Here is a 26,276-nt window from a genome sequence, read left to right as displayed (position 1 = left end):
CCGACCCTTCCTGCTATACTCGCCGCTTATTTTTTTTGGTAATAAAGGAAGCGGGAAATGAAGAAGATCGTATTTATAGCTGCCCTGTCAGTGGGCTTGGCGGGATGTGAAACGATGAACTCCATGACTAAAGGCATTGATGATGCGTTTGCCAGTGTCAATGAAGCGATGGGGGCGGGCCCGATTGCTGACACTCCGGCACAGATTTGTTCAGAGATGCGTTCCAATCATGCGCGTGCTGTGAACAAGTACAGTGGGAAAACCGTTGAGGTAACTGGCAAATTGGTGGCCATGGAGCAAAACACATTGGCTGAGGCCATGAGTGGCATGAACTCAAAAGTATGGGGCAGTGCCAAACAGTTTGACGTTCGAGTCAGCAGTGGGCCTATCGTCTTTTCTTCCTTGATCAACCGCCGCACCGAGCAACTGAATGTGTTCAATATGGGTGACACGGTGACCATTAAAGGCCGTATCAGGACGATTGGCAAAGGGAAGTCTTGCACCATTAGCCTTGAAGAAAACATGAGCATCAAGCAGCAGTAAATGAGTAAGGGTCCGTTATGGCGGACTGCACGAATAAGCCCGCTTTGTAGCGGGCAATGTTGTTTCTGGGGCCCAGGTTTTGTTGCACCTGGCCTTGGGAAAGCCTCATATCGAATTTCCATTACGGGACGATTCAGCCGTTAGAATTGCTTATCCATCTACCTACAGAGGCTCGTATGGCAAACAATAAATCCACGATTCACGGCAACTGTCTGTGCGGTGCCGTCTCGATCAGTTTTCAGCAGCAAAAACCTTCGATCAGCGCTTGCCATTGCGGCATCTGCCGCAGCTGGTCCGGTGGCCCCTTCTTGTCGCTGGAGTCCCATGAGGCCCCAGTAATTGAAGGCGCGGAGCATGTGCGTTCCTATGCTTCTTCGGAGTGGGCGGAGCGCAGTTTCTGTGATGTATGCGGTACGCACTTGTTTTACAAGCTCAAGGCCGGTGGTTTCCATGCTGTTTCTGCTGGCTTGTTCAAGGACAGCGCGAGCTGGCCGTTCGAGCTGCAGGTCTTTATTGATGACAAGCCTGACAACTACGCATTCGCTAACAAAACGCGAGAGATGACGGGCGAAGAGGTGGTTAAGCTGTTTTCGTGATGCTATGACTGGCCAGATGCATATGCAGGGGCCAGGGCAGTGCTTGCTGAAAACTGGACTGGTCGAACTATCAAAGGACGATTCCATAAACTCGATCTTGGGTCATCTATAAGGAGAACTCCGTGATGAAAAGAATTTTTTTCCTGTCGCTGTCTACGTTATTGGTCGCTTGCGCTTCTTCCAATGCCGATCTGGCGACCCAGGAAGATGTAGACCTGGGTAAGTACATGGGCACCTGGTACGAGCAGGCGCGTCTACCCAATAACTTTCAGCGTGAATGTGCCGGAGATGTGCAAGCTAATTACGTGATGGAAGCGGACAAGACGATTACCGTTACCAATCGTTGTCAGGGTACGGACGGTGAGGTGAAGGAAGCCATCGGGCAGGGGCGCTTGTCGACGAGTGTGGAGCCTGTTGATCCGGCGATACTAGAAGTGCGTTTTGCTCCGAAATGGCTGTCCTGGTTCCCTATGGTGTGGGGTGACTACTGGATCATGAAGCTGGAAGGGGACTACCAGTATTCTTTGGTCGGTACGCCGGATCGAAAATATCTCTGGGTCTTGTCCCGACAAAAACAGGCTGATCCGCAGCTTGTCAGTGACTTGCTGGATTACGCGGCATCCCAAGGCTTTGCGGTCCAAAAGGTGATTTCCACCAAGCAGTAGCGTGCATTCGATGATCGAGGCTTCTGCGCCTGCATAAAACAGCATATCCTCTTAGCGTTTTTAGTTATAAGCATGGGGAAATTAGATCGTTTTGAAGAGCTTGCGGCTGTGGTCGAATGGCACGACGGTATGTATCGGACGTGCCATTTTTTTATCGGAATGTTTTTACTATGAAGTCGTTTTTAAGCATTGCCGCGACCCTTACCCTGGCGTTGGTGGCTGGAGTGGCCCAGGCTGATCGTCTGGATGACATCAAGAAAACGGGTGTCTTGAAAGTAGCGTCTTTCGACAGCAATCCACCTTTTGGTTTTGTGGATCAGAAGTCCCGCCAGATCACCGGTCTGGATGTGGATTTTGCTCAGGCTCTGGCTGACAAGCTGGGCGTGAAGCTGGAAGTCTTGCCAACCAACCCGGCCAATCGTGTGCCGCTGTTGACGTCCAATAAAGTAGATCTGGTTTTGGCCAACTTCACCATCACGGAAGAGCGCGCCAAACAGGTAGATTTCAGCATTCCGTACTTTGCATCGGGCCAGCAGTTCCTGGCTAAAAAAGGCGTCTTGTCCTCGCCCGAGCAGTTGAACTCGCTGCGTATTGGTGTGGATAAAGGAACGGTCAATGAGATCGTTCTGCGTGAAAAATACCCCCAGGCCAAGCTGCTTGCCTATGACGATACGCCCTTCGCCTTCACCGCTTTGCGTAACGGTAACGTGCAGGCCATCACTCAGGATGGTCCCAAGCTGATCGGTTTGCTGGCGAACGTGCCGGACAAGGAAAACTATGAAATCCCGGCCTTCAGCATTTCCGAGGACTTGATCGGCATTGGTATCCCCAAAGGCGAGACAGCACTGAAGTCTTTTGTGGATGAAACTTTGCTGGAGCTGGAAAGCCAGGGCAAGGCACAAGCCATTTATGACGTCTGGTTTGGCCCTCAGTCCAAAACACCGCTGGAGCGCTTGTACCGCATCGGTCAGCAACAGTAAGTCATCACTTGCTTGCAAGCCAGCCTTGAATGTTCAGGCTGGCCTTTTCCTGTTTATGTTTTTAACAGCGGGATCACTTGATCCTGCTTTTTGGTGTTTGCTATGCCGTCTTCTGATTTCTGGCTGGCACCCCACTATGTGGGTTGGTTGCTGCAAGGGTTCTGGGTCACGATCCAGCTCTCTTTAGTCGTCTCCTTCGCTGCAACTGTTTTGGGTTTTCTGGTGTGTATTGCCAGGCTCTCGCCGTTTGCCTGGCTGGCCTGGCCGGTACGTGCTTACCTGAGTCTGTTCCGTAATACGCCCTTGTTGGTGCAACTGTTTTTCTGGTATTTCGGTGCCTCGGCGTTGATGCCGCCGGAGCTGGTTCAATGGTTGAACACCCAGCATGTCTTGCAACTGGTCTTGTTCGATGTGCATTGGCCCAGTTTCGAGATGCTGGCCGCTTTTGCAGGTTTGACGATCTACACCACGGCTTTTGTTGCAGAAGAATTTCGTTCTGGTGTGCGGGCAGTTCGCAAAGGGCAGTGGGCCGCAGCAGCCTCCTTGGGCATGTCTTCCATGCAGGTCTGGCGCTATGTGGTGATGCCGCAGGCCTTGCGCAATACCTTTCCCTCGCTGATCGGGCAGTACATGAATGTCATCAAGAACACCTCGTTGACCATGGCCATTGGCTTGGCAGAGCTGTCTTATGCGTCTCGTCAGGTGGAGACTGAAACTTTCAAGACCTTCCAGTCCTTTGGGATTGCAACGCTGTTGTATGTCTTGCTGGTCATGCTGGTTGAAGTGGGTGGGCAGTGGTTACAACGCCACCGTCTGCAAGTGCGAGGTGGGCTGTAATGGACTTCGACGTAATTTATGACAATTTGCTGTACTTCCTGGTGGGGGCGTATCCGCATGGCCCTTTGGGCGGTGCTGCGTTAACGCTCTTGCTAAGCGTGCTTTCAGCAGGCTTGTCGGCCGTTCTGGGCCTGGCTTTTGGTATAGCCCTGGTCTTGACGCGTGGTGTGGCGCATACCGCTTTGCTGCTGTTTCTGGGCTTTTTCCGCGCTATCCCCGTCATCATGCTGATTTTCTGGGTGTATTTTCTGCTGCCCATTCTGTTCAAGGTGGATGTGCCGGGCCTGTTTACCGTCGTCTGCGCCTTGTCCTTGATTGGTGGCGCCTATCTGGCGCACTCGGTATTTGCGGGCATCAGCAGCTTGCCGGCGGGGCAATGGCAAGCGGGCAAGGCCCTGGGCCTGAAAACTGCCCAAATCATGAAGTCCATCATCCTGCCGCAAGCTTTGCCGGTGATGCTGCCTTCTTTTATTAATCAGTGGGTTGCCTTGATCAAGGATACGTCGCTGGCCTACGTTATTGGCGTGGCGGAACTGTCTTTTGTGGCCACCCAGGTCAGCAACCGGGTTATGGTGCACCCCACTGAAATCTTCTTGTTTGTCGGGCTGATGTACTACGTGATCTGCGCAACGCTGGAGTTGATTGCGAATCGTGTGGCTCGACGTTATGACAAACATCTGCGACTGGATGGCAAATGATCCGTATCGATAGTGTTTCCAAGTGGTATGGCACGTTTCAGGTGCTCAAGAACTGCACGGCCCAGGTGGACCGTCAGGAAGTCGTGGTGGTGTGCGGGCCTTCGGGCTCGGGCAAGTCCACCTTGTTGAAAACCGTCAATGGTCTGGAACCGTTTCAGCAGGGCACGATTGTTGTGGATGGGATTTCTGTCGGTGATCCGGCAACGAATCTGTCCGACTTGCGCAGTCGGGTCGGGATGGTTTTTCAGAACTTCGAGCTGTTTCCACATCTGAACGTCTTGGCCAATCTGACCTTGGCGCAGCGTAAAGTGCTGGGCAGGGAGCGGGACGAAGCGAATGATCGGGCCTTGCTGTACCTGGACAGGGTGGGCCTGAAAGCGCTGGCGGATCGTTATCCAGCCAGTTTGTCGGGCGGGCAGCAACAACGTGTCGCCATTGCGCGGGCCTTGTGCATGGATCCGGTCTGCATGCTGTTTGATGAGCCTACCTCGGCCTTGGACCCGGAAATGGTCAACGAGGTGCTGGACGTAATGATTAGTTTGGCGGAAGAGGGGATGACCATGATGTGCGTGACCCATGAGATGGGCTTTGCCCGCAAGGTGGCGGATCGGATGGTTTTCATGGATCAGGGTCAGATTCTGGAAGATGTGCCCACGGATGTGTTCTTTGGTCATCTGGATGGCAGGCCGCAGCGGGTGCAAACCTTTTTGTCCAAGGAGTTGCGGCTGTAGCTTGTTTCTTTGTACGGCAGCTAGTTTGATGTTGCCAAGCCAAGCCAAGCCAAGCCAAGCCAAGCCAAGCCAAGCCAAGCCAAGCTGCGCGTAGCAGAAGCTGGAGTCCGCATCCATAAAAAAAGCCCGCCTGTTTAAAAATGGGCGAGCTTCTTTTATGGGCGAGCAAACCAGGCTTGATGAAACTGGGCTACTGACATGCTTGCCCGGCCTGGAGAGTGTCGCTATGTGCTCAGGATGACTGAGTGGCTGTGTCGAACGATTGCAGCAGAGCTTCTGATGCCAGTACGGCACGGCGTGCCTGCTCGTGCTGATCATGCAGGGCCAGGTAACGTGCTTCGGCCTCATCGCCTCGCGCTACATCCCCGTTGTATGACTGCGCTACGTAGTTTGCGTACCAGATGGACTCGGCTACGGTCATACCCACAAACACGTCATTGTCGTCCTGATCTTGGGACAGGGCACGGATACCAGATAAATACGCCCGTTCACGGGGCTGAAATTCCAACATAAGACTCCTTATATAAGCCCCCATTGTAGTAGGTGGGGTGAATCATGCCAGTGTTGGGCGTAGCACGGTGTTCGGTTGATGTTTGGCTGCTGGAGTATAAATAGTCTTGGGATTGGGGGTAATCAAGTGTTATTTTGAAAATGTCGAGGATAAACAGTGCATAAGTTATTTTCTAATTTGGTTTTGGGCCTGACCTTTGCCTCTGTACCAGCCTTCGCTTCAAGTATGCAAGAGAGTGCTCAACTAGGACGGATACACATACAGGCGGACCAGGTTGACGTGTTGAGCACGCATGAGCTGAAAGCTTCGGGTGATGTGACAGTAACCGGCAAGGAGAGCGTCATACATGCTCAGGAGGCTGTTATTCGTAGACGGGGCCCTGTGATTGAAGTGCTGGCACAAGAGTTGGTGCAGTTTGAGCCAAGCTCTAGGCCTTCTTCTGAGTTCAATCCGCTTAGCTTGCAAGATGCTCGTGCGGCAGGCGGGGAAATGCGGTTGAAAAAAGAAGGGTACGTGCCAGTGAGAGTGCAGGGTTTAACTGCCATGTGGTGGAACGATTCAAACCAGACATGTATCACTGTTAAAACTAGCCAAGGGCGCTACAGTGATGTTAAAAAAGTGGGGGCCGAGGCATGCAGCGGGAGTTAGGTCTGGTCTGGCTTGGTTAAGGATGTATGCGGCTGTAAGGAGAGGGCATGGGCATTAAGTGGGAGTCGTCGTTTCATCAAGTGGCCTCTGTGCTGGCAACAGCTCTCTCTTCGCTCGTATTTATTCTGGCTCTGATCTTTTTAATTGATGGGTTGGCCAATCCACAAGTCCAGTATGGGGCAATCAATTATATATTTGCCAGTATCGGTGTCGGTTTTTCTTGGCTGATCTTTGTGGTGAACAGGTATTACGGCAGGGTTTGTCGATCCTTATCGATGGGTGCAAGGCGTGACGCCCGGCTTCTGGGCTGGTCCTTAAGTATCCTCTATGCCGTTTTGATTGGTTTGTTCATGCTGGGGGCCTTCGGCATAGGTGCCAGGTTGCTGCAAGGTCAGCATATTTTTGGTTAAGTGCCAAAACTGGGAAATTGTTGCAGAGGCAAGGTTTGGTCGGGCTTAGCCGATAGCCTGGGCAGCGCTGGTGTCCCTATGTCGGTATCGCTACCTTCTTCAGCCTGTATGCCAAAGCAGGGCGTGTCAGCCCCAGTCGTCGTGCAGCTTCTGAAATATTCCCGTTCGTTTTCTTCAGCGTCAGCTGGATGATCTGTTCTTCCAGGTCGTCCAGGTTGAAGGGCGTTTCCAGCAGGTTCTCCAGATATTGCGTCTGGTTTGCGCTGAAACAGGACTCTTTCGCCATAAAGCCTTGCGTATTCAAACTGCTCAAATACTGCAAGGCACTTTTCTGTTGCGGGAACAGGTGGTGAGTTTCGATTTCGTGATTGTGCTCGGTCAGGATGACGCCACGTTCGATCATGTTTTCAAATTCGCGGATATTGCCTGGCCAGTCGTATTGCATCAGTAATTCACGGCTGCGGTCGCTGACTCCCAGCACGTGCTTTTTGTACATGCTGGAGTATTTGTTCAGAAAGTATTCGGTCAGCAGCGGAATGTCTTCTTTACGCTCGCGCAGCGGCGGAATGTGAATGGGAAAGACATTCAGGCGGTAGTACAGGTCGGCACGGAAGGTGCCTTTCTGTACGGCTTCGGCCAAATCCTCGTTGGTGGCCGCCACCACGCGCACGTCGATATGGCGAGTGTTCTCATCACCCACGCGTTCCAGTTCCTGTTCTTGCAATACACGCAGCAGGGCGGCTTGGGACCGTGGCGATAGCTCCACGATTTCATCCAGAAAGATGGTGCCGCTCTGGGCACGCTCAAAGCGTCCGGGGCGGGATTTATGTGCGCCGGTATAAGCGCCTTTCTCGACACCAAACAGCTCTGACTCAATCAGCTCCGGGGGAATGGATGCACAGTTCACTGCAACAAAGGGTTGATCAGCCCGGTCGCTGGCGGCGTGCAGGCCGCGTGCGAAAGCTTCTTTCCCTACGCCGGTTTCCCCCAGCAGCAGCACGGAGACTTTGCTTTGCGCCGCCTTTTCCAGCAGATGACAGGCGGCCTGGTAAGCGGCGGACTGACCAATGGAGTTGGGCAAGGTGAAGTTGGCGCTGGAGTGCTTGAACTCCTGTTCGCGCAACTTCACCAGCTCACATCGCAAGGCAAACAGTTCGTCCTGGACTGGATCGGGCAGCATGAAACGGTCAATCTCGGGGTCATCATCTTCCCATTCCTCGGCTGGCTTGCCCACGATCTTGCAGTGGCTATGGCCCATGGCGCCGCATTGGGTTTCTTTGTAAATGATGCTCTTGCCCATATAGAAGCTGGTGTAGCCGCTGGCATAGCCCAGCAAGCTCCAACAGACCGGCTCGCTGGACTGGCCATGTTCTTTCTGGTGATTGCTGACTTCATAGGAGTCAAACCAGTCAAATTCGCCGTAGTACTGGCCTGCGTCGCGGTCAAAGGTCAGGGCGGTAGGGACGACTTTGACCATGCCGCGGATGGTGTGCATTTGCGGGCCAGCCAAAAAGGTCTCTTTCAGTGACAGGTCCGGGCGCACTTTTTGTGAGACCTCGGCATCTTTCATGCCCGCGTGGTAGCCAAAGCGCATCAGAAAGTATTTGGCGCGCTCGCTGCCTAAAGAGGCAATCAGTTCCTTGCGTAGCTGGCCAAAACCGCTGGCGTGCAGCAAGAGCATGCGCTGCTCGCCAAACCATATTTTGCCTTCCCGCGCATCAAAACGAATGGCGTCGATCAGGTCCTGACTTAATGGCAGTGTGAGTTCAGTAGCCCCCATGGCTGTCTCCATCCTGTGATTTCTTATTGTGGTTTTGAGTGTTCTAAAACCAGTATGCCGCCTGTCTTTCTAGTGACTCAAGGAAAACATAATAGTGTCCAGAGGACGGATAAAACGGATTTTTCTAAGGTTTTACCCTAACTCAGCATTTGATGAAAACGGCGCTAAGCATTTGATCAAATGATCAATTTTCCTGCCGTCACCCCTTCGCAGGCCGCATTCCTTCTAGGCAGGGTTTCACCTATCTCTTTAATCCTAAAGGGTTAAATCCTTCAAATTTAAAGTTGGCACGCGGTTTGCTATGAACAGGCTGTGGACACTCATGCAACAGCTTGATCAGGAGGAGAACAGATGTCAGACACGAGCTTGCCCACTTTGACAAAGTACGTACGCGTACGCAGTCCGGCCAACGCCCGTTTTGTGGAATTTGATTTTGCCATCGGCCAGCCGGACCTGTTTGTGGAACTGGTCATGCCCCCGGCGGCGTTTGAGCAGTTTTGTCTGCAAAACAATGTCCAGCCCATGAGCGATGAGCAAATGCGGGTCAATGACGAGAACGAAGAGAAATGGCGTTTTGGTTATGACACTTTGGTCGGCAACAGTCGTCAGGCTGAAGCCCAGTAGGTTTTATTCAGGAGAACAAGAGGATGACATTAGAAATTAAAACGGCCAGTTTGCAGCCCGTGCGGCAAACCTTTGCCAACGTGGCCCGCCGCTTTGGCGAAAAACCGGCCACGCGCTACCAGGAAGCCACATACGACGCCCAGGCGACGGCCAACTTCCATTACCGACCCCTGTGGATGCCGGACAAGACCCTGAACGACCCCACACACACCGCCATTCAAATGAAGGACTGGTATGTGTTCCGTGACCCTCGTCAGTTCTACTACGGTGCTTACGTGCAAAACCGTGCCCGCATGCAGGAATCGGCTGAAACCAATTACGGCTTTTTTGAAAAGCGGGAACTGGCTCAGTATCTGAGCGAGGACGTCAAAGCCAAGGTCACCCGCTTGCTGCTGCCTTTGCGTCACATCGAGCAAACCGCCAACCTGAATTTCATGTCCGGCTCGGCTTACGGGTATGGCACCACCATTACCCAAGCCTGTCTCTATGCCGGGATGGACTCGCTGGGTATGGCGCAATACGTCTCCCGTATTGGGCTGCTGATTGATGGCAATAGCGCCGATTCCCTGAGCCAAGCCAAAGAGGCCTGGATGCAGGATGCGGCCTGGCAAGGTCTGCGCGCCTTGTGCGAAAAAACGCTGGTCCAGAAAGATTGGTTTGAACTGCTGTTGGTGCAGTCCTTGCTGATCAATACCGTGGTGCATCAAGTGGTGTATCAGGGTCTGGTCGCGGATCTGGCCAAGGAAGGCGGCCGCGATCTGGATATGCTGCTGGAGTTCATGCTGGAGTGCCATAAAGACCTGTCCAACTGGAGCGATAGCGTCTTCAAGATCGCGGCGGCTGAAAGTGAGGAAAACAAGCAGCAACTGCAAAGCTGGCTGAATCAGTGGCTGCCACAAGTGCAAGCCGCCTTCATGCCGTACATCCAGGCTGCCTTTGCCGACCAGGCGGATCAGGTCTGGGAGCAAGCGCAGGAAACCATTGCCAAACGCGTCACGAAAGCAGGCTTGAGCCTGGGTGGAGAAGCCTGATGACATCCAAGGTTTATATCGGTCTGCAAGACAACGACATGTCGCGCTACATCGTCGAGGCAATCGAAGAGGACAACCCGGACGCCACGGTGATTTATCAGCCAGCCATGATTCGCATTGAGTGCGTGGGCCAGCTGACCGTCAAGCGCGAGACCGTGGAAGAAAAGTATGGGCAGCAGTGGGACATGCAGGAGCTGCATCTGAATCTGATCACCTTGGGTGGCAACGTGGATGAAGATGAAGACCGCTTGTTTTTGCACTGGAACAGCTAAATCAGAAAAGGGGGCAACATGGCCACGAAAAAACTAAATATCAAAGACAAATATCGCTATCTGACTCGTGATCTGGACTGGGAATTCAGCTACCAGGATCGCAAGGACGCCTTCCCCTACGAGGAGTTTGAGGGCATCAAGATTACCGATTGGTCCAAATGGGAAGATCCGTTCCGTCTGACAATGGACGCGTACTGGAAATACCAGGCCGAAAAAGAAAAGAAGCTGTACGCCATTTTTGATGCCTTCGCGCAGAACAATGGCCAGATGAATATTTCCGACCCGCGTTACTTGAACGCGATCAAGGTGTTTCTGACCGCGGTGACCCCGCTGGAATACCAGGCTTACCAGGGCTACTCCCATGTGGGACGTCAATTCAGCGGCATCGGCGCACGTATTGCGTGTCAGATGCAGTCGATTGACGAGCTGCGTCACGTCCAGACGCAGGTTCACGCCATGAGCCATTACAACAAGTTTTTCAATGGCTTCCAGGACTGGAGCCATATGCACGACCGGGTCTGGTACCTGTCGGTGCCCAAGTCCTTTTTTGAAGATGCCCGCGCTGCCGGCCCCTTCGAGTTCCTGCTGGCAATCAGCTTCTCCTTCGAGTACGTGCTGACCAACCTGCTGTTCGTGCCCTTCATGTCGGGTGCAGCCTACAACGGCGACATGGCCACGGTGACTTTCGGTTTCAGCTCGCAGTCTGACGAAGCACGCCACATGACACTGGGCCTGGAAGTGATCAAGTTCCTGCTGGAGCAGCACGAGGACAACGTGCCTATCGTTCAGCAGTGGATCGACAAATGGTTCTGGCGCGGCACCCGCCTGCTGTCCGTGGTCGGCATGATGATGGACTACATGCTGCCCAACAAGGTCATGTCCTGGAAAGAAGCCTGGGAGGTCTATTTCGAACAGGCTGGTGGTGCACTGTTCAAGGATCTGGCCCGCTACGGCATCCGCATGCCCAAGTACAGCGAAGTGATCGAAAAAGAGAAAGAGCACATCTCGCACCAGGCCTGGTGGATCTTCTACAACTTCGGTCACGCTGCCGGTTTCCACACCTGGATCCCTAGCGACGAGGAATTGGATTGGTTGAGCGCCAAGTACCCCGATACTTTCGACAAGTACTACCGCCCACGCTGGGAAATGGCCAAGAAGATGGAAGCCGAAGGCAAGCGCTTTTACTCCAGCGGACTGCCGCAGCTGTGTCAGGTATGTCAGGTGCCCATGACCTTTACCGACATGGAAAAACCCGACGAAATCACCTACCGCCAAAGCCAGTACAAGGGCGAGCGCTATCACACCTGCTCGGACGGTTGCCGCGACATTTTCGAGCACGAGCCTGAAAAGTACATCCAGGCCTGGCTGCCAGTGAACCAGATCCTGCAAGGTGGCTGCGGTGGTCCCGAGCTGGAGAAAATCCTGAGCGACTACTACCAGTTAAACGTAGGTGTCGACAATATGGACTTCAAGGGTTCGGTGGACGAAGCGCGCTGGAACGAATGGAAAGGAGTGACGGCCTAGTCACGCGAGAAAAAGGGCAGTGCCTCGGTGGGCACTGCCACTACCTATAAAAATTGGAGATCAATATGGCAGTTACTGCAATTACCCCGGACTACCAAGGCTATGCGCGCGACCAGCAGTCGCACTATGGCGACAGCATGTTGCTGTATATAGGCTGGGACGAGCACCTTTTGTTCTGCTCGGCCAAGGCCTTTCTGGTTCAGCCCGAGATGACCGTGTCCCAGATGATCCAGCAACTGTTGCCTGCCGGTTTTGCCCAGCACCCTGACTTCGAGCAGATCGAATGGAGCAAGGTGCAATGGAATTTGAACGGCGAGGCGGTTGAACTGAATCCTGACGACACCTTGGGTTCCAAGGGCTTCGATCACAAATCCTTGTTGCGTTTCAAGACCCCTGGCCTGAATGGCTACAAGGGTACGGGCGTATAAGAGGCGGAGGCAGCAATGACGTATCAGGTAACCGTAGAACCCACAGGTGATGTGGTAGAGGTGGAAGATGGACAAACCTTGTTGGACGCTGCGTTGCGACAAGGGGTTTGGTTGCCTTTTGCCTGTGGACATGGCACGTGCGGCACCTGCAAGGTGCAGGTGCTGGAAGGCTATGCAGACGCAGGTGATGCGTCCAGCTTTGCCCTGATGGATTCGGAGCGGGACGAAGGCAAGCTGCTGGCTTGCTGTTGCCTGCCCGAATCCGATATGGTCATCGAGGCCGATATCGACGTAGACCCGGACTTCCAGGGCCTGCCGGTGGAGGACTATCAGGGCAAGGTCGTCCTGATTGAAGACTTGTCGCCCACGATCAAGCACATCCGTCTGGAACTGGATCGCCCAATGGCGTTCCAGGCCGGGCAATACATCAACCTTCATGTGCCGTCCATTGACAGCACCCGTGCCTTTTCCATCGCGAATCCGCCGTCCATGAGCGGCATTATTGATTTGCATGTACGCAAGGTAGAGGGGGGCGCAGGTACGACGTGGCTACACGAGGAACTGGAAGTGGGGCAGTCTTTGGACGTGTCCGGCCCTTACGGCCAATTCTTTGTGCGCAAGTCCGACCCGCAAGGCGCCATTTTCATCGCCGGTGGCTCGGGCCTGTCCAGCCCCGAATCCATGATTATGGACTTGCTGGAAGAGGGCGATACCCGTCCTATTTATCTGTTCCAGGGTGCGCGCAATAAAGCCGAGCTGTATCACGCGGATCATTTCTATCAACTAGCTGAAAAGCACGACAATTTCCACTACATTCCGGCCTTGAATGCGCCTTTGCCGGATGATGCCTGGGAAGGCTTTGTGGGCTTTGTGCATGAAGCCGTGGGGCAGTTCTTTGAGCAGCGTTGCTCGGGTAACAAGGCCTACTTGTGTGGCCCGCCCCCCATGATTGAAGCGGCGATTTCCACCCTGATGCAAAGCCGCCTCTTCGAGCGCGATATTCACATGGAACAATTCCTGACAGCCGCGGATGGCGCAACCGGCAAGGTACGTTCAGCGCTGTTCAAGCGTATCTAAGCGGTTTTAACTGACTGCCGAGCAGACCTTTTTTCAGTGAAAAGGTCTGCGGCTGGTGGTCGTGAACGCCGCATCTTTCTGGCCTTGCAAGAAGTGTTAACGACGCTTTGCAGGGCCTTTTTGTATTAGACGGGTGGCAGCCCGTTACTCAAGGCGCTGTGTCCCGGAATCAGCCAGGGCGGTTTCTCCGCATACATTTCCTCAATAAAGGCATGCATCTGGGCGATGTACCAGGAGTTGTCGTTTTTCCTGTGGCTGAAAATAATCGGCGACGTTACTTTCTCGTCGTCAATCAGCCGGTAGACCAGATCACTGCGTATTTGTGCGGCTGAAGGAATCAGGCACAAGCCCACGCCGCCCGCGACCAGTCCCATGGCCGTCTGCAACTCCAGTACTTCATGCACTTCGGTGGGAAAGATGGCGTTGTCATGCAGGATATTCAGCACATGATCGGCAAAGCTGGGGCGTGGGGACTTGGGATACACAATAAAGGCGTGATCGGCGATGACCTGCAAGGACACCGGCCCCCGATCCTTGGCCAAATCAATTTTCGGCGGAATCGCCAGCACCAGGCGCTCTTCACGCAAGACAGTACGGCACACCGCGCTGTCATGAATACGCACACGTCCAAAGGCAATATCAATGCGTCCGGCGCGCAAGGCGGCGATCTGCTGGCTGCTGGTGAGTTCCAGAAAGTGAAAGCGGATATCCGGGTAGGCGTGGCGGAACTTCTGAATCAGGATAGGCAGACCGCCGTACAAGGTGGAAGCTACAAAGCCAATCGACAATTGCGGGCGCTGGTTCAGGCCGACTTCAGTGGTCGCCGCTTTCATGACCTCCACACGATTGAGCAATTGCAGGGATTGCTCGTAAAAAATGCGGCCCGCTTCGGTTAGCTGCAGGGGGCGGCTCTCCCGTGACAGCAGCAAAACATTGAGCTCTTGTTCCAGCAACTGAATCTGTCTGCTGAGTGCAGGTTGGGCAATGTGCAACTGCTCGGCAGCGCGAGTGAAATTGCGCGCTTTGGCGACCGCAACAAAGTAGCGGATTTGTTTCAAGTCCATATGCTTTGCCCGTGGTCCAGGTCCAGAAAATCCGGACCAATATATCACCTATCTCGACCATCCAAGCTTCAAGCATATACCTGACAAGCTCTAGGGTTAACGATAGGTTTTGTTTTTCATGTCCTACAAACTACTGATTTTATTGGGAAAAAAACAAACTATAGCATTTTGCTATAGAGCGGGACCGATATTGTATTGGAAGCCTGCTGGAGCAAAGACTGTAATGAACGTCATGCAGAACAGCCCCGAATTTCCTTGTGAAAGTGGGCTGGGCAATATCGGCCCGACGGTGTCCCTATCGGGTTTGATTCAGGCTCAAGGCTAAGCCAGCAATACGCTGCCACGAGTCAGTCCGGTCTCAATCCGGAGCGATTTTTCTTTTCTATCACGCGTACTTGCTATGCCTTCATGGGCATGGGCAGGGACGGCTGCAACTCTCATAAAGGCCACATTATGTCAGTCCTTATGGATAAAACCAAAGATATCAGGCACTTGCTTGATACCGCCCTGGAAGAAAACCAAGAAACAGGCGTGTATCGCTGCCGTCGTGACATCTTCACGAATCCGGATCTGTTCGAGCTGGAGATGAAGCATATTTTTGAAGGTAATTGGGTCTACCTGGCGCATGAAAGCCAGCTGCCCAATGTGAATGATTACTTCACTACCTATATTGGTCGTCAACCCGTGTTTTTGACGCGTGGTAAAGACGGTGGCTTGAATGCCTTTATCAATGCCTGTGCTCACCGCGGCGCCATGTTGTGCCGCCGCAAGCATGGCAATAAGGGCAGCTTTACCTGTCCTTTCCATGGCTGGACCTTCAATAACGCGGGCAAGTTGCTCAAGGTCAAGGACGAGAAAAACACCCAGTATCCCGAGCAGTTCAATACCGAAGGCTCGCACGACTTGAAGCGTGTCGCGCGCTTTGAGAATTATCGCGGCTTCCTGTTTGGCAGCCTGAATCCGGATGTGGTGTCCCTGGACGAGTATCTGGGTGAAACCAAGGTCATCATCGATCAGATCGTGGATCAAGCCCCTGAAGGCCTGGAAGTGCTGCGCGGCAATTCTTCCTATATCTACGATGGCAACTGGAAGCTGCAGATGGAAAACGGGGCGGACGGCTACCACGTCAGCAGCGTGCACTGGAATTACTCTGCCACCATGGGTCGCCGCAAAGAGGGCGGTACGCAAGCGGTGGATGCGAACGGCTGGAGCAAGAGCCTGGGCGGCGTGTATGGCTTTGATTACGGGCATATCTTGCTGTGGACCAAAACCATGAATCCAAGCGTGCGTCCGGTCTACGAGCATCGCGAGGAGCTGAAGCAGCGTTTGGGCGAGGACCGTGCCGAGTTCATCGTGAATCAGACCCGCAATCTGTGCTTGTACCCGAATGTGTATCTGATGGATCAGTTCTCTACCCAGATTCGGGTAACGCGTCCTATCAGTGTGGACAAGACTGAAGTCACGATCTACTGCTTTGGTCCCAAAGGGGAAAGCGCTGAGCAGCGTGCCATCCGTATCCGTCAATACGAAGACTTTTTCAATGTGTCCGGCATGGGAACGGCAGACGATCTGGAGGAGTTCCGCGCCTGTCAGGAAGGCTATGCGGGTATTGCGGCGCCCTGGAATGATTTGAGCCGAGGTGCGCCTTTGTGGGTGCACGGGCCGGACGAGAATGCCAAAGCCATGGGCATGAAGCCCTTGATCAGTGGCGGGCGTAGTGAAGATGAAGGCTTGTTTGTCTGCCAGCACGAGTACTGGGCCAAGACCATGAGCCAGGCGTTAAAAGCAGAAAACGGGGAGGCCTAAGCCATGAACGCAACGTATCACTCTATTTGCGCTTTCCTGTATCGCGAAGCCCGCTTGCTGGATGACCGTCAGTGGGATGAATGGCTGGAATGCTATAGCCCCAACGCCCAGTACTGGATGCCTTGCTGGGATGATGATGATCAGTTGACCGAAGATCCGCATAGTGAGATTTCCTTGATCTTCTATCCCAACCGTAACGGTCTGGAGGATCGGGTGTTCCGCATCAAGACCGAGCGCTCCGGTGCCTCCACACCCGAGCCACGTACCGCTCACATGCTCAGCAATATCGAGATTCTGGCCGAGCGCGATGGGCAGGTGGACGTCCGCTACAACTTTTTGACGCTTAACCATCGCTACCGGGTGACGGATCAGTTCTTCGGCACGATTTACCTGACCTTGTCGCCTCAGGAGCAGGGCTGGTTGATCGAGCAAAAAAAGGTAGTGCTCAAGAACGACTACATCCGTCAAGTGATTGATGTGTATCACATTTAAAGTCGGGGGCTAGCCGTGAACAGCTATCGTATTGCGCTGAATTTTGAGGACGGTGTCACCCGTTTCGTGGATTGTGGTGAACACGAGAAAGTGCTGGATGCCGCGTATCGCCATCAGATCAATCTGCCCATGGATTGCTCGGACGGGGTGTGCGGCACCTGTAAATGTCAGGCCGAAAGTGGTCAGTATGAGCAGGGCGACGATTATATCGAGGACGCCCTGACGCAAGAGGAGGCGGACAAGGGTTTGGTTTTGACCTGCCAGATGATTCCCAAGTCGGACTGCGTGATTGCCGTGCCGATTTCATCGGGTGTGTGCAAGACGGCCGTGGCCAAGTGGCGGGGGCAGGTATCGGAATGCCGTCAGTATGAGGATGCGGCTTACGAACTGAAGATTGATGCGACTGATGAAGCCTTGCCTTTCCTGCCTGGGCAGTACGTGAATATCACGGTGCCTGGCGGGCAGGCGCATCGCTCCTATTCCTTCAGCTCTGCGCCGGGCGAGCCGCGTTTGAGTTTCCTGATCAAGCAAGTGCCGGGAGGCCTGATGAGTTCCTGGCTGGCGGCGCAGCCGCTAGGCCAGCAGGTAGAAATGACCGGGCCTTTGGGTAGTTTTTATCTGCGTCAGGTAACGCGCCCCTTGTTGTTCCTGGCTGGCGGCACGGGCCTGGCTCCGTTCTTGTCCATGCTGGAAGTCCTGGTCAAGCAAGGCTGTACGCAGCCTGTGCATCTGGTCTATGGCGTCACCCGTGATCAGGATCTGGTGATGCTGGCAGAGTTGGAGTACTTTACCCAGCGTTTGCCCGGCTTTAGCTACACCACCTGCGTGGTGGACCCGCAATCCAGCCATGAGCGCAAAGGCTACGTGACCCAGCATCTGGATCTGGCGCATTGGCATGAAGGGCAGGTGGATGTGTACCTGTGCGGGCCGCCACCCATGGTGGATGCCGTCAGTCAGTTCATTGATGCGCAAGCCCATGCTCCCGCGAATTTCTATTACGAAAAATTCATCACCAGCCAATAAATGTATTCAGACAGCGCCCCTTTGCGGGGCGCCCTGTGTTGGATGACTCCTACAAGGAAAGATCATGACTGCGCCTGTGCGTTTTCATCAAAAAGTGGCCATTGTGACGGGCGCGGCCCAAGGCATTGGCCGTCGTGTTGCCGAGCGCTTGCAGGCTGAAGGGGCCTGGGTGTTGGCGGTAGACCGCTCTGAACTGGTGCGGGAACTGGCCAGTGATACGGTCCTGACACTGGAAGTAGATCTGGAAACCGTTGAAGGCGCTCAGGCTGCAGCCCAGGCGGCGCTGGATAAGTGGGGGCGTATTGATATTTTGATCAATAACGTCGGGGGCACGATCTGGACGCGCCCTTACGAGCACTACATGCCGACGCAGATCGAAGCCGAGATACGCCGCTCCCTGTTTCCAACCCTGTGGTCCTGTCATGCCGTGTTGCCCAGCATGCAGGCGCAGGGCAGCGGGGCCATTGTGAATGTGTCCTCGATTGCCACTCGCAGCATCAATCGTGTGCCTTATGCCGCGGCCAAAGGCGGCGTCAATGCCTTGACCGCCTCTTTGGCTTTCGAGAATGCCCAGCGCGGCATTCGGGTCAATGCTGTTTCACCCGGCGGGACCGAGGCACCGCCACGGCGCATTCCTCGCAATACCCAGAACCAGGAAGATCCCCAGGAAGCGATCTGGTATCAGCAGATTGTGGATCAGACCGTGGCTAGTAGTTTGATGAAGCGTTACGGCAGCCTGGATGAACAGGCCGCCAGCATTTTGTTTTTGGCCTCCGACGAGGCTTCGTATATCACCGGCACTGTCTTGCCAGTAGGAGGCGGCGACCAGGGCTGATCAAACGATGCAGGCGGCTTGTAGAGCGAAGGGCATCAAGACAAAAAACTCCATTTGGGGGAGACAAATCATGAAAACACTAGACGTTAATGAAGTGATTGAGCAGGCGCGCTTCGGGCGCTTTCACTGGATGGTGATGAGCCTGTGCGCCTTGTTGTTGATATTCGATGGCTATGACTTGTTTATTTACGGTGTGGTTTTGCCGGTGCTGATGGACGAGTGGAATTTGACGCCGGTGCAAGCCGGGGCCTTGGGTAGTTACGCCTTGTTCGGCATGATGTTTGGCGCGTTTGTATTTGGGCCGCTGGCAGACAAGATTGGCCGTAAAAAAGGCGTGATGATCTGCTTTGCCTTGTTCAGCCTGGCTACCTTCCTGAATGGCTTTGCGAGCTCACCGACCGAGTTTGGTGTCTACCGCTTTCTGGCCGGCTTGGGCTGTGGCGGATTGATGCCCAACGCTGTGGCTTTGATGAACGAGTATTCGCCCAAGCGCTCGCGTAGCACCTTGGTCGCCATCATGTTCAGCGGCTATTCATTGGGTGGCTTGTTGTCGGCAGCGATTGGCATCTACATGCTGCCTCGTTTTGGCTGGCAGTCCATGTTTTTCTGTGCAGCCATTCCGTTGTTGCTGCTGCCGTTTATTGTCTGGAAGCTGCCGGAGTCACTGGCGTTTTTGATGCGCCAAGGGCAAGAGGAAAAAGCACGCCGCATTGTGCAGACCTTGGCCCCTGAAATGGGTGTGTCACCAGAGACCGTCTTGACCTTGCATGAGCAGAAAAAGACGGGAGTGCCCATGCTGGATCTGGTCAAGGAAGGGCGCTTGCTAGGCACTTTGATGATCTGGGTGGCGTTTTTCTGCTGCCTCTTGATGGTCTATGCCCTGGGTTCCTGGTTGCCAAAATTGATGGCCAACGCAGGCTATAGCCTGGGTTCCAGCCTGTCTTTCCTGGTGGCCTTGAACCTGGGCGGCATGTTTGGTGCGATTCTGGGTGGTTGGCTGGGGGATCGTTTCAGCTTGCCTAAAGTGGTGGCCTGGTTCTTTCTGGTGTCGGCGGTGTCCATTACCTTGCTGGGTTTCAAGAGCCCGACTCTGGTGCTGTATGTGTTGATCGTGATTGCCGGTGCCACCACCATTGGCACGCAGATCCTGCTGTACGCCAATACGGCGCAGTTCTATCCCTTGTCCATGCGCTCCTCGGGCTTGGGCTGGGCGTCGGGAGTGGGGCGGATCGGTGCGATTGCCGGGCCTTTCCTGGGCGGCACGCTGATGGCGGCCAAGTTGCCCTTGCAGATGAACTTCATGGCCTTTGCCGTGCCGGGTGTCGTGGCAATGCTGGCTTTCCTGATGTTTATGGTGTCTTTGCGTTCATCGCCCAAAGTGGCGCTGAATGCCGTGGCCGGTTGAGAGAGCTGAATTTTAAAGCTGGCTGGAGTAAAGTTCATACACACTGTTTTCAATCGACGAATGCCAGCCTTTCAAATTGAATGGCTGGCATTATCTATGGAGCCTGCCGGAATCATGACCGCTAGTAGTCTTTTGCTGTTTCTGCCCGCCTGTTTTGCCCTGAATATGGCCTTCGGACCTAATAATCTGCTGTCCATGACGGTAGGGGCCAAGCAGGGGGTGTCGACTGCCATGGTAGCGGCCATGGGGCGTCTGGTCGCCTTTGCCATCATGATTGTGGTGGCGGCCTTGGGGATGGGAACCTTGTTGATGGTTTCGGAGACGGCCTTTACCGTGGTCAAGCTTGCGGGAGCGGCGTATCTGATCTGGTTGGGTATCAAGGTGCTGCGTGCCAGTAGCAAAACATCAGCAGAGCAAACCGAGGTGAGCAAAAAAGATATCTGGGGCTTGGTGCGCCAGGAGTTCTTTGTGGCTATCGGCAATCCTAAAGCCATTCTGATCTTCACCGCTTTCTTCCCGCAGTTTGTAGATATGAACAACTATTGGGTTAGCTTCATGACACAGGGTGTGATTTTCCTGCTGCTGGAAGTGATCGCGATTGCGGCGTATGCCTATGTAGGCACTCGTTTGTCCGGCGTGATGCAAAATGCGCGTGGTCTGCGTTGGGTGAACCGCATTAGCGGCAGCATGATGATAGGTTTTGGCGTGATCCTGGCCATGGCTCGACGCTCCTGATGTAAGCCCCGATCTGGGGGCACAAGTTGGAAAATAAAAGGCTCTCCTTGCGAGAGCCTTTTTGATGTTTCTATTTGTACAGGGTAAACACTGAATATGCTATTTAGTGCTTGAAGTTTGTAAATTTTTTGTTAGGATAAAAATTCGTTCTAGGCTTTCTCGATTAAATAAACAGCAGGAGGTTTGGATATGAATGACACGCCCATGAACTGGCCCAGTGATTTTCCGAGCAAACACGATTCAATATAAAACCTCAAAAAAAACGGAGACCGTTAACTAGCCAGGCCGCCCTATGGGCGGCTTTTTCATTAGCGCCTTATTGTTCTGGTTTTTAGATCGATATGTCCTGAGATTGAGCTGGCCTTTTATTGATAAGATTCAAATTCTGAATTGCTCAGGATTAGAAAGTTTCACTGGGCTACCTTAAATTGGGTTTTATTGCATTTTAATGCATGGAATGGCTTGGAAAAATACGGAGCAGGAAAAGAATGAATGACATCAAGGCCTTGTTTGCTTTGTGTTTTTCCCTGCTTCCTGCTGCTTGTTCCTGTATCGCCGTCACTTATCCTGGCGATCCCGAAGGAGCCACTGCCGTTTGCAATGGCAGTGCTTATGGCGAGACGCCACTGACAATTAACAGTCTGCTGGAGGGGGCGTCGAAATGTTAGTGTCCCCTTGAGTAGGTATTAACTTGTAATATGGCTCCTGAACGAGCTTGGCCAAACACTCTAGCTAAGATTCTTTGTTTTTAAATTTGGCTGATCTTGGCTGATTCACTGTTTTGCTCTGCGTAAACAAGCTCCCAGCGCTATGCTATTTTCCTCTCTCTCCCTTTTCTGATTGATCCAGCCTTGCCACGTTCCTCTGCTACCCCCCCTCGTCGTATCACCATCCGCGATGTCGCCAAGGCGGCAGGGGTGTCTTTGACTACGGTTTCACACGCCTTGAATGACAGAGGGGTGGTGGACCCGTTAACGCGTGCCAAGGTCAAACAGATCGCGGCTGATATGGGCTATAGGCCCAATGTACGAGCGCAGCGCTTGCGCTCGGGGGCGGCCAACAGCATTGCCCTGGTATCGTCCATGCCTTTTGCCGTGTCGGGTGGCGTTTCGCGTCTGGGCTTCATGATGGAAGTGGCGGGCATTGCGGCCGAGGCGGCCATGCGGCGCGGCCTGGCTCTGGTGTTCGTGCCGCCCTTGGAAAATGCCCAGGCCTTTCTGGAAGGTCTGGATATTGATGGGGCGATTCTGTTGGAGCCCATGACGGATGATCCCAATGTGCGCTTGTTGCAAGAGCGTGGCGTGGCCTTGGTGTCGATTGGGCGTCAAGGCGGTAGCGTAGACAGCATTCCCTTTATTGATCTGCAATCGACCGCAACCGCGCATTTGTTATTGAATCACTTGTGGGAGCAAGGACGGCGACGTATCGCTCTGGTGCAAAGCAGTGCCGCACGTGACTCCTACGCCAGCCATAAAAAAGCCTACGAGAATTTCGCTGCAGCGCACGCCATGCCAGTGCGCTATATGCAGGTAGAGGAAAGCTTGGGTGAAGCCGGTGGATTTGATGCCTGCGCCCGGCTTTTAACACAGTATCCTGATACGGATGCCTTATGTGTGCCTGTGGATGCCTTTGCAGTGGGCGCCTTGGCGGCTGTGCAGCAGGCCGGTTTGCGTGTCCCGCAGGATGTAATGATCGCCACCCGTTACGATGGCTTGCGTGCCCGTACCGCAGAACCGGCGTTGACAGCTGTGGATCTTCATCTGGAACAAGTGGCCACCCTGGCGGTAGAACTGCTGTTCGAGCATCTATCGGGTGATAAGAGCCGCCTGTCGGCTTTGGGCCCAAAGCCGGAACTTCGGGCCCGTGCCTCTACACAGCTGGACGATTAAGTCAGCATGACGGCCAGACCGGAGACGGTCGCAAACACCAGAACTCCAATGCGCAAACGGCGTTGATCCAGCTTGTGATGTACCAGGCTGCTCAAGCCCATCCCCAGCAGCAATGCGGGCAGGCACAGCACGGCGTAGCTCAGGTGGGACCACTTTAGCGCGCCGGAGATACCCAGCACGGCCAGCGAAATCACTTCCCCCACCAGAAAGCACAAGGCAACTGTCGAGCGCAAGGTGGCGACAGGGGCGTGCTGGTACACCATAGCCAAAGGCGGGCCACCAATGCCGGTGGCGGTTTCAGTGATGCCGGTGACCAGACCTGTGGCAATAAAGGCCTTCTTGCCGGGCGTGAAGCTGGGAGCCAGCACCGACGCCAGTACAGCCAGCAAGGTACTGATACCGACAAACTGGTTTAACCAGTAAGTCGACAGCACCAGCAAAATCCCCAAACCGGCAAAAGTCCCTGCAAAACGTCCGACGGTGATCCAGCCCGCGCCGCTGCGGTCGATCGCTCCACGTTCACGCCAGGCAACATAGGCGTTCAGCGGCAGCATCAGAAACAGGAGCGCTCCTGGTATGGCCTCGGGATGAATCAAAGCCAGTACCGGGACTACGATCAGGGCAAAACCCATCCCGCTGGCACCCTGAATAAAGGCACCCGCCAGCACGGCGGCAAAAGCAATCAGCAAACCCACTGTCATGCCAAGGCCTTTTCCTGCTCGGCGTGACGAGCCAGGTGCTCGGTGGATGGGGCATGCAGCTTGCGGATATCCGATTGCGCGACCGCATGGCGAGCCAGCTCACGCACTTCTTCCAGCAAGGGCAGGGGATCCCAATCCACAGGCTGGCCTTCCCACAGACGCAGCTTGCCTTGGACAACGACAGCCCGAATCTGATCGCGAGCAGCAATCCGAACCAGTTCCCAAGGCAGATCCCAGGAGGGCGTCATCTCGGGCACTTGCAGATCGACCACGAGGAAGTCGGCTTGGGCGCCCACCCGAATCTGCCCGGTTTGAGCTCCCAGGCCTATGACTTCGGCCCCCCCTCGGGTCGCCATATCCAGCCAGGTCCAACCCGCACCGCAAGAGGAGTCGCCCACCATCATGCCGAAGGCAAAGCGTTGTGCCGCCTCGCCATAATCCATCATGCGAAAGGCATCGCTGCGAGTGCCGTCCGTCCCCATGCCCAAACGTATGCCTTGAACGCGCATGGCTTCGGCAGGAGCGACGGCATTGCCTTTCCAGGCGCTGGCAACCGGGTTGTAGGAAACGGCAGCGTTCAAATCAGCCATCAGCCGGATTTCGCTGGGGGTAACCAAGGTGGCATGGGCCAGCAAGGAAGCCGAACCTAGGGCACCAATATGGGCAAGATGCTCGATCGGGCGACGACCATGGGCATTCAAGGAACGCTCCACCGCGACCAAATGCTCGTTGGCATGGGTCTGGAACACACGGCCCGCTTCTTCGCTCATGGAATAGATACGATGCAACATCGCATCACTGGCGGCTTCGGGAATAGAGATAGCCAGTGAAGGGCTGATCAAGACATGGTGTTCCCATTGCTGAAGGTGGGCCTGGGCGCGAGCCACAATAGGCTCGGCGTCCAATAGTACCGCGCCGTGCTTGTCGTTGCAGATCAGGCCCAGAACGCAGCGTATACCTACGTCTGTGGTGGCTTGCACAATCGCGTCCAGATCCTCGGACGATCGCGTGCCAGCGTCGCAAACCGTCGTGAACCCGCCCCGCAAGGCTTCCAGTGCCGACAGCTTGCTGGAGGCATACAGATGGCGAGCGTTCAAGGTGCTTTCCAGCGGCACCCAGACCCGGCGGAAAATCTCCGAGGGCTCGCCATACACCAGCGACTTCCCATATGACTGGGTGACGTGATGGTGTGCATCCACAAAACCGGGCATCAACAAATGACCGGGCAAGCTCAGACGTGGCAGCCCAGGGTGACGGGCGGCAATCTCTTCTACCCTGCCAATATCGCTGAAGCGACCTTCTTCAATCAGGACAGCGTGTCCGCTGACAGGTCCTTGCGGCAGCAAAAGGTGTTCGGGTTCCAGAATGCGGGCCTGAGCCAGGTCGTGGGATTGAAATAAAGATGCGTGATTCATGGCACAGCTCATCAAGAATGTTGAAGGGGAGCGGGTTTGGGCGAGCGCTGGCCGAGGTGAATGAACAGGTAGTTCAAAACAGCCGCCGTCAGCGCACCCATAGCAACGCCGTTGGACAAGAGCAATCGCACTTGGGAGGGAAGTTGGTCGTAAATGCCGGGAACGACGATGGGCAGCAAACCGATCGCCAGAGCCGTGGCAACCACATACATGGCGGCATGGCCGCGCAGGTCTACCTTGCGCAACATGTCTATGCCCATGGTGCCGACGATGGCAAAGACCACCAGCCCAGTTGCGCCAATGACAGAGGCAGGAATGACGCTGATCAGCGCGGAGAGCGGCGAGAACACGCCAAACAGAATCAGGAACAGTCCACCGACGGCCGTGACATAGCGGGAGCGCACTTGGGTCGCGCGAATGATGCCGATGTTTTCACCACTGGTAATGATCAGCGAGGTCCCGAAAATACCGCCCAGCAAAGAAGCCAGCCCGTCGCCACGGATCGTATTGGGCACTTGTGCCTGTTGTTCGGCCTCGTTTTCCTTGCCCAGGACCTCATTCAAGGCAATGGTCTGGCCAGTGGCTTCCACCATGGAAATCAAGGTGAACAGCAGCAGCGGCAAAGCGGCGATCAGATCAAAGTTGGGCGGGCCAAAGGGGAAAGGCGATGGCAGGGCCAGCAGTGGGCCACTGCCCACGCCGCTCAAGCTGATGTCGCCCATCAAGGCAGCGGACAAGGCACCCACAATCAAGCCTAGCAAGATAGCCAGCTGGCGGCACATGCCCTTGAGCAAACGGGCAAACAGCACCGTAGATGCAATGGTGATCAGGGCCAATAGCAAATTGTCGGTATTACCGAAATTGGCCGAGCCGGGTGTGCCGGCAATCAATTTGCCGGATATCTGCGCCAGGTTGATGGCAACCAGCAAGAGCATGATGCCGATGACCAGCGAAGGGAAGTAACGCAAAAAACGTTTGAAGATGGGGACGATCAGAAAGTACAGCAGGGCAGACAGAATCACCGCACCGGAGGCAGTGGGCAGATCGGTTTGTTGAGCGATCAAAATGAACAAAATAATGGGCGCGCCACCGGGCAACATCACAAAAGGCAGTTTGGCGCCTATACCGCTTGGACCGAAGGATTGGATCAAGGTGCCTATGCCACAGACCAGAAAGGTGGCGCTCAGTAGCTGAGTGGTCAGGGCCGCATCAAAGCCCAGGGCCTTGCTCATCAAGAACACGGCGGCGATAGGGGAGGCGGCCATGACCAGTACGTGTTGCAGCCCGAAGGCAATCATGCGCTGAGGGGAATACAGCTCATCCACTTGCGCAGTGGGGGTGTCTTTCATCAGTGTCTCCTGTGCTGCATTGTCAGGTGGTAACGAGCCTGCTGCAGTCCTTTGAGTTTTTATCAAATTTATGAGTAAAACGATTTGGTTTTGATTTTATGCTAAACCAAAACGTTTTGGTAGTGTATTTATGCTTAGCTGAAAAGTCGATGCGCAAATCAAATAAGGATTATTTCTGCAGGCTGAACTAGCCTGTTGGAGGCAGAG

Annotated in this window: 29 protein-coding genes; 23 read left to right on the top strand and 6 right to left on the bottom strand. The window is 54.4% G+C overall.

Going from position 1 to position 26,276, the window contains the following annotated elements:
- Window positions 1–57: 57 nt before the first annotated feature.
- The 7 genes from N879_RS03245 (at window position 58) to N879_RS03215 (ending at window position 5,050) form a co-directional block, all read left to right on the top strand.
- Window positions 58–543: a hypothetical protein gene (locus tag N879_RS03245; RefSeq protein WP_009454493.1), complete on the top strand. Its 486-nt coding sequence runs from the start codon at window positions 58–60 to the stop codon at window positions 541–543.
- A gap of 176 nt (window positions 544–719) precedes the next feature.
- Window positions 720–1,139, top strand: a complete 420-nt coding sequence (locus N879_RS03240; RefSeq protein WP_009454492.1) for a GFA family protein — start codon at window positions 720–722, stop codon at window positions 1,137–1,139.
- Window positions 1,140–1,264: 125 nt separating this feature from the next.
- Window positions 1,265–1,804 carry a lipocalin family protein gene (locus N879_RS03235; protein WP_009454491.1) on the top strand — a complete coding sequence of 180 codons (540 nt, stop codon included), beginning with the start codon at window positions 1,265–1,267 and terminating at the stop codon, window positions 1,802–1,804.
- A gap of 170 nt (window positions 1,805–1,974) precedes the next feature.
- The gene (locus N879_RS03230; RefSeq protein ID WP_009454490.1) at window positions 1,975–2,784 is read left to right on the top strand and encodes an ABC transporter substrate-binding protein; all 810 of its coding nucleotides are present in this window, start codon (window positions 1,975–1,977) and stop codon (window positions 2,782–2,784) included.
- Window positions 2,785–2,886: 102 nt separating this feature from the next.
- Window positions 2,887–3,621 carry an amino acid ABC transporter permease gene (locus tag N879_RS03225; RefSeq protein WP_009454488.1) on the top strand — a complete coding sequence of 245 codons (735 nt, stop codon included), beginning with the start codon at window positions 2,887–2,889 and terminating at the stop codon, window positions 3,619–3,621.
- Window positions 3,621–4,319, top strand: a complete 699-nt coding sequence (locus N879_RS03220; RefSeq protein WP_021446665.1) for an amino acid ABC transporter permease — start codon at window positions 3,621–3,623, stop codon at window positions 4,317–4,319. Before N879_RS03225 ends, N879_RS03220 begins: the two co-directional genes overlap by 1 nt.
- Window positions 4,316–5,050: an amino acid ABC transporter ATP-binding protein gene (locus N879_RS03215; protein WP_009454476.1), complete on the top strand. Its 735-nt coding sequence runs from the start codon at window positions 4,316–4,318 to the stop codon at window positions 5,048–5,050. Before N879_RS03220 ends, N879_RS03215 begins: the two co-directional genes overlap by 4 nt.
- Before the next feature lie 232 nt (window positions 5,051–5,282).
- Here N879_RS03215 and N879_RS03210 read toward each other — a convergent pair whose 3' ends face one another.
- Window positions 5,283–5,561 carry a hypothetical protein gene (locus N879_RS03210; RefSeq protein WP_009454468.1) on the bottom strand — a complete coding sequence of 93 codons (279 nt, stop codon included), beginning with the start codon at window positions 5,559–5,561 and terminating at the stop codon, window positions 5,283–5,285.
- Between the two features lie 156 nt (window positions 5,562–5,717).
- On the opposite strand from N879_RS03210, the gene N879_RS03205 reads away from it, so the two are divergent.
- Window positions 5,718–6,209, top strand: a complete 492-nt coding sequence (locus N879_RS03205; protein ID WP_009454461.1) for a hypothetical protein — start codon at window positions 5,718–5,720, stop codon at window positions 6,207–6,209.
- A 47-nt stretch (window positions 6,210–6,256) separates the two neighbouring features.
- Complete coding sequence (locus N879_RS03200; protein WP_021446664.1) at window positions 6,257–6,619, top strand: hypothetical protein; 363 nt, start codon at window positions 6,257–6,259, stop codon at window positions 6,617–6,619.
- A gap of 76 nt (window positions 6,620–6,695) precedes the next feature.
- On the opposite strand, the gene N879_RS03195 is transcribed toward N879_RS03200, so the two are convergent.
- Window positions 6,696–8,399, bottom strand: coding sequence for a sigma-54-dependent Fis family transcriptional regulator (locus N879_RS03195; RefSeq protein WP_009454454.1), 1,704 nt, complete (start codon window positions 8,397–8,399; stop codon window positions 6,696–6,698).
- 351 nt (window positions 8,400–8,750) lie between these two features.
- Here N879_RS03195 and N879_RS03190 point away from each other — a divergent pair, with 351 nt between their 5' ends.
- The 6 genes from N879_RS03190 to N879_RS03165 all read left to right on the top strand — a co-directional run bounded on the left by N879_RS03190 (window position 8,751) and on the right by N879_RS03165 (window position 13,355).
- Window positions 8,751–9,023 (top strand): phenol hydroxylase subunit, encoded by a 273-nt coding sequence (locus tag N879_RS03190; protein ID WP_009454452.1) that lies wholly within the window; start codon window positions 8,751–8,753, stop codon window positions 9,021–9,023.
- Window positions 9,024–9,046: 23 nt separating this feature from the next.
- Window positions 9,047–10,054, top strand: a complete 1,008-nt coding sequence (locus N879_RS03185; RefSeq protein ID WP_009454450.1) for an aromatic/alkene monooxygenase hydroxylase subunit beta — start codon at window positions 9,047–9,049, stop codon at window positions 10,052–10,054.
- Window positions 10,054–10,326, top strand: coding sequence for an MmoB/DmpM family protein (locus tag N879_RS03180; protein ID WP_003800437.1), 273 nt, complete (start codon window positions 10,054–10,056; stop codon window positions 10,324–10,326). Before N879_RS03185 ends, N879_RS03180 begins: the two co-directional genes overlap by 1 nt.
- An 18-nt stretch (window positions 10,327–10,344) precedes the next feature.
- Window positions 10,345–11,850 carry an aromatic/alkene/methane monooxygenase hydroxylase/oxygenase subunit alpha gene (locus tag N879_RS03175; protein ID WP_021446663.1) on the top strand — a complete coding sequence of 502 codons (1,506 nt, stop codon included), beginning with the start codon at window positions 10,345–10,347 and terminating at the stop codon, window positions 11,848–11,850.
- Between the two features lie 65 nt (window positions 11,851–11,915).
- Window positions 11,916–12,278 carry a phenol hydroxylase subunit P4 gene (locus tag N879_RS03170; RefSeq protein ID WP_009454448.1) on the top strand — a complete coding sequence of 121 codons (363 nt, stop codon included), beginning with the start codon at window positions 11,916–11,918 and terminating at the stop codon, window positions 12,276–12,278.
- Between the two features lie 15 nt (window positions 12,279–12,293).
- Window positions 12,294–13,355 carry an NADH:ubiquinone reductase (Na(+)-transporting) subunit F gene (locus N879_RS03165; RefSeq protein ID WP_009454447.1) on the top strand — a complete coding sequence of 354 codons (1,062 nt, stop codon included), beginning with the start codon at window positions 12,294–12,296 and terminating at the stop codon, window positions 13,353–13,355.
- A 125-nt stretch (window positions 13,356–13,480) separates the two neighbouring features.
- On the opposite strand, the gene N879_RS03160 is transcribed toward N879_RS03165, so the two are convergent.
- On the bottom strand, window positions 13,481–14,419 hold the full coding sequence (locus tag N879_RS03160) for a LysR family transcriptional regulator (protein ID WP_009454446.1): 939 nt from the start codon (window positions 14,417–14,419) through the stop codon (window positions 13,481–13,483).
- Between the two features lie 453 nt (window positions 14,420–14,872).
- Between N879_RS03160 and N879_RS03155 the strand changes: the two genes are divergently transcribed.
- The 8 genes from N879_RS03155 to N879_RS03120 all read left to right on the top strand — a co-directional run bounded on the left by N879_RS03155 (window position 14,873) and on the right by N879_RS03120 (window position 22,604).
- Window positions 14,873–16,225 carry a Rieske 2Fe-2S domain-containing protein gene (locus N879_RS03155; protein WP_009454445.1) on the top strand — a complete coding sequence of 451 codons (1,353 nt, stop codon included), beginning with the start codon at window positions 14,873–14,875 and terminating at the stop codon, window positions 16,223–16,225.
- A 3-nt stretch (window positions 16,226–16,228) separates the two neighbouring features.
- Window positions 16,229–16,717 carry a benzoate 1,2-dioxygenase small subunit gene (gene benB, locus N879_RS03150; RefSeq protein ID WP_009454444.1) on the top strand — a complete coding sequence of 163 codons (489 nt, stop codon included), beginning with the start codon at window positions 16,229–16,231 and terminating at the stop codon, window positions 16,715–16,717.
- 15 nt (window positions 16,718–16,732) lie between these two features.
- On the top strand, window positions 16,733–17,740 hold the full coding sequence (benC, locus tag N879_RS03145) for a benzoate 1,2-dioxygenase electron transfer component BenC (RefSeq protein WP_021446660.1): 1,008 nt from the start codon (window positions 16,733–16,735) through the stop codon (window positions 17,738–17,740).
- Between the two features lie 64 nt (window positions 17,741–17,804).
- Window positions 17,805–18,575 (top strand): 1,6-dihydroxycyclohexa-2,4-diene-1-carboxylate dehydrogenase, encoded by a 771-nt coding sequence (locus N879_RS03140; RefSeq protein ID WP_009454443.1) that lies wholly within the window; start codon window positions 17,805–17,807, stop codon window positions 18,573–18,575.
- A 70-nt stretch (window positions 18,576–18,645) separates the two neighbouring features.
- Window positions 18,646–19,980, top strand: a complete 1,335-nt coding sequence (locus N879_RS03135) for an MFS transporter (protein WP_009454442.1) — start codon at window positions 18,646–18,648, stop codon at window positions 19,978–19,980.
- Window positions 19,981–20,094: 114 nt separating this feature from the next.
- Window positions 20,095–20,715: a LysE family translocator gene (locus N879_RS03130; RefSeq protein WP_031232112.1), complete on the top strand. Its 621-nt coding sequence runs from the start codon at window positions 20,095–20,097 to the stop codon at window positions 20,713–20,715.
- Window positions 20,716–21,203: 488 nt separating this feature from the next.
- Window positions 21,204–21,383 carry a PEGA domain-containing protein gene (locus N879_RS03125; protein ID WP_009454439.1) on the top strand — a complete coding sequence of 60 codons (180 nt, stop codon included), beginning with the start codon at window positions 21,204–21,206 and terminating at the stop codon, window positions 21,381–21,383.
- Window positions 21,384–21,566: 183 nt separating this feature from the next.
- The gene (locus tag N879_RS03120; protein ID WP_031232111.1) at window positions 21,567–22,604 is read left to right on the top strand and encodes a LacI family DNA-binding transcriptional regulator; all 1,038 of its coding nucleotides are present in this window, start codon (window positions 21,567–21,569) and stop codon (window positions 22,602–22,604) included.
- Here N879_RS03120 and N879_RS03115 read toward each other — a convergent pair.
- Genes N879_RS03115 through N879_RS03105 form a run of 3 tightly spaced genes read right to left on the bottom strand, consistent with a single transcriptional unit; the run spans window position 22,601 to window position 26,069 of the window.
- Entirely contained in the window at window positions 22,601–23,305 is a 705-nt protein-coding gene (locus N879_RS03115) for a sulfite exporter TauE/SafE family protein (protein WP_021446657.1), read from the bottom strand. The genes N879_RS03120 and N879_RS03115 overlap by 4 nt on opposite strands.
- Window positions 23,302–24,720 (bottom strand): amidohydrolase family protein, encoded by a 1,419-nt coding sequence (locus N879_RS03110; RefSeq protein WP_009454433.1) that lies wholly within the window; start codon window positions 24,718–24,720, stop codon window positions 23,302–23,304. Before N879_RS03110 ends, N879_RS03115 begins: the two co-directional genes overlap by 4 nt.
- Window positions 24,721–24,731: 11 nt before the next feature.
- Window positions 24,732–26,069, bottom strand: a complete 1,338-nt coding sequence (locus tag N879_RS03105) for a uracil-xanthine permease family protein (RefSeq protein WP_009454427.1) — start codon at window positions 26,067–26,069, stop codon at window positions 24,732–24,734.
- Between the last annotated feature and the right edge of the window lie 207 nt (window positions 26,070–26,276).

The sequence above is a fragment of the Alcaligenes sp. EGD-AK7 genome, from assembly GCF_000465875.3.
Lineage (GTDB): Bacteria > Pseudomonadota > Gammaproteobacteria > Burkholderiales > Burkholderiaceae_B > Alcaligenes > Alcaligenes phenolicus.
The sequence above is the reverse complement of the archived record's forward strand: the minus strand, read 5'-3'. Positions and strand labels throughout refer to the sequence as shown.

Bases quoted from the DNA above. Each gene is read 5' to 3' on its own strand.
- N879_RS03105 (WP_009454427.1), bottom strand. From the start codon at position 26,069: ATGAAAGACACCCCCACTGCGCAAGTGGATGAGCTGTATTCCCCTCAG.
- N879_RS03225 (WP_009454488.1), top strand. From the start codon at position 2,887: ATGCCGTCTTCTGATTTCTGGCTGGCACCCCACTATGTGGGTTGGTTG.
- N879_RS03160 (WP_009454446.1), bottom strand. From the start codon at position 14,419: ATGGACTTGAAACAAATCCGCTACTTTGTTGCGGTCGCCAAAGCGCGC.
- N879_RS03180 (WP_003800437.1), top strand. From the start codon at position 10,054: ATGACATCCAAGGTTTATATCGGTCTGCAAGACAACGACATGTCGCGC.
- benB (WP_009454444.1), top strand. From the start codon at position 16,229: ATGAACGCAACGTATCACTCTATTTGCGCTTTCCTGTATCGCGAAGCC.
- N879_RS03230 (WP_009454490.1), top strand. From the start codon at position 1,975: ATGAAGTCGTTTTTAAGCATTGCCGCGACCCTTACCCTGGCGTTGGTG.
- N879_RS03170 (WP_009454448.1), top strand. From the start codon at position 11,916: ATGGCAGTTACTGCAATTACCCCGGACTACCAAGGCTATGCGCGCGAC.
- N879_RS03125 (WP_009454439.1), top strand. From the start codon at position 21,204: ATGAATGACATCAAGGCCTTGTTTGCTTTGTGTTTTTCCCTGCTTCCT.
- N879_RS03190 (WP_009454452.1), top strand. From the start codon at position 8,751: ATGTCAGACACGAGCTTGCCCACTTTGACAAAGTACGTACGCGTACGC.
- N879_RS03235 (WP_009454491.1), top strand. From the start codon at position 1,265: ATGAAAAGAATTTTTTTCCTGTCGCTGTCTACGTTATTGGTCGCTTGC.
- N879_RS03110 (WP_009454433.1), bottom strand. From the start codon at position 24,720: ATGAATCACGCATCTTTATTTCAATCCCACGACCTGGCTCAGGCCCGC.
- N879_RS03155 (WP_009454445.1), top strand. From the start codon at position 14,873: ATGTCAGTCCTTATGGATAAAACCAAAGATATCAGGCACTTGCTTGAT.
- N879_RS03130 (WP_031232112.1), top strand. From the start codon at position 20,095: ATGACCGCTAGTAGTCTTTTGCTGTTTCTGCCCGCCTGTTTTGCCCTG.
- N879_RS03135 (WP_009454442.1), top strand. From the start codon at position 18,646: ATGAAAACACTAGACGTTAATGAAGTGATTGAGCAGGCGCGCTTCGGG.
- N879_RS03210 (WP_009454468.1), bottom strand. From the start codon at position 5,561: ATGTTGGAATTTCAGCCCCGTGAACGGGCGTATTTATCTGGTATCCGT.
- N879_RS03195 (WP_009454454.1), bottom strand. From the start codon at position 8,399: ATGGGGGCTACTGAACTCACACTGCCATTAAGTCAGGACCTGATCGAC.
- N879_RS03165 (WP_009454447.1), top strand. From the start codon at position 12,294: ATGACGTATCAGGTAACCGTAGAACCCACAGGTGATGTGGTAGAGGTG.
- N879_RS03245 (WP_009454493.1), top strand. From the start codon at position 58: ATGAAGAAGATCGTATTTATAGCTGCCCTGTCAGTGGGCTTGGCGGGA.
- N879_RS03175 (WP_021446663.1), top strand. From the start codon at position 10,345: ATGGCCACGAAAAAACTAAATATCAAAGACAAATATCGCTATCTGACT.
- N879_RS03220 (WP_021446665.1), top strand. From the start codon at position 3,621: ATGGACTTCGACGTAATTTATGACAATTTGCTGTACTTCCTGGTGGGG.
- N879_RS03200 (WP_021446664.1), top strand. From the start codon at position 6,257: ATGGGCATTAAGTGGGAGTCGTCGTTTCATCAAGTGGCCTCTGTGCTG.
- N879_RS03215 (WP_009454476.1), top strand. From the start codon at position 4,316: ATGATCCGTATCGATAGTGTTTCCAAGTGGTATGGCACGTTTCAGGTG.
- N879_RS03140 (WP_009454443.1), top strand. From the start codon at position 17,805: ATGACTGCGCCTGTGCGTTTTCATCAAAAAGTGGCCATTGTGACGGGC.
- N879_RS03115 (WP_021446657.1), bottom strand. From the start codon at position 23,305: ATGACAGTGGGTTTGCTGATTGCTTTTGCCGCCGTGCTGGCGGGTGCC.
- N879_RS03240 (WP_009454492.1), top strand. From the start codon at position 720: ATGGCAAACAATAAATCCACGATTCACGGCAACTGTCTGTGCGGTGCC.
- N879_RS03185 (WP_009454450.1), top strand. From the start codon at position 9,047: ATGACATTAGAAATTAAAACGGCCAGTTTGCAGCCCGTGCGGCAAACC.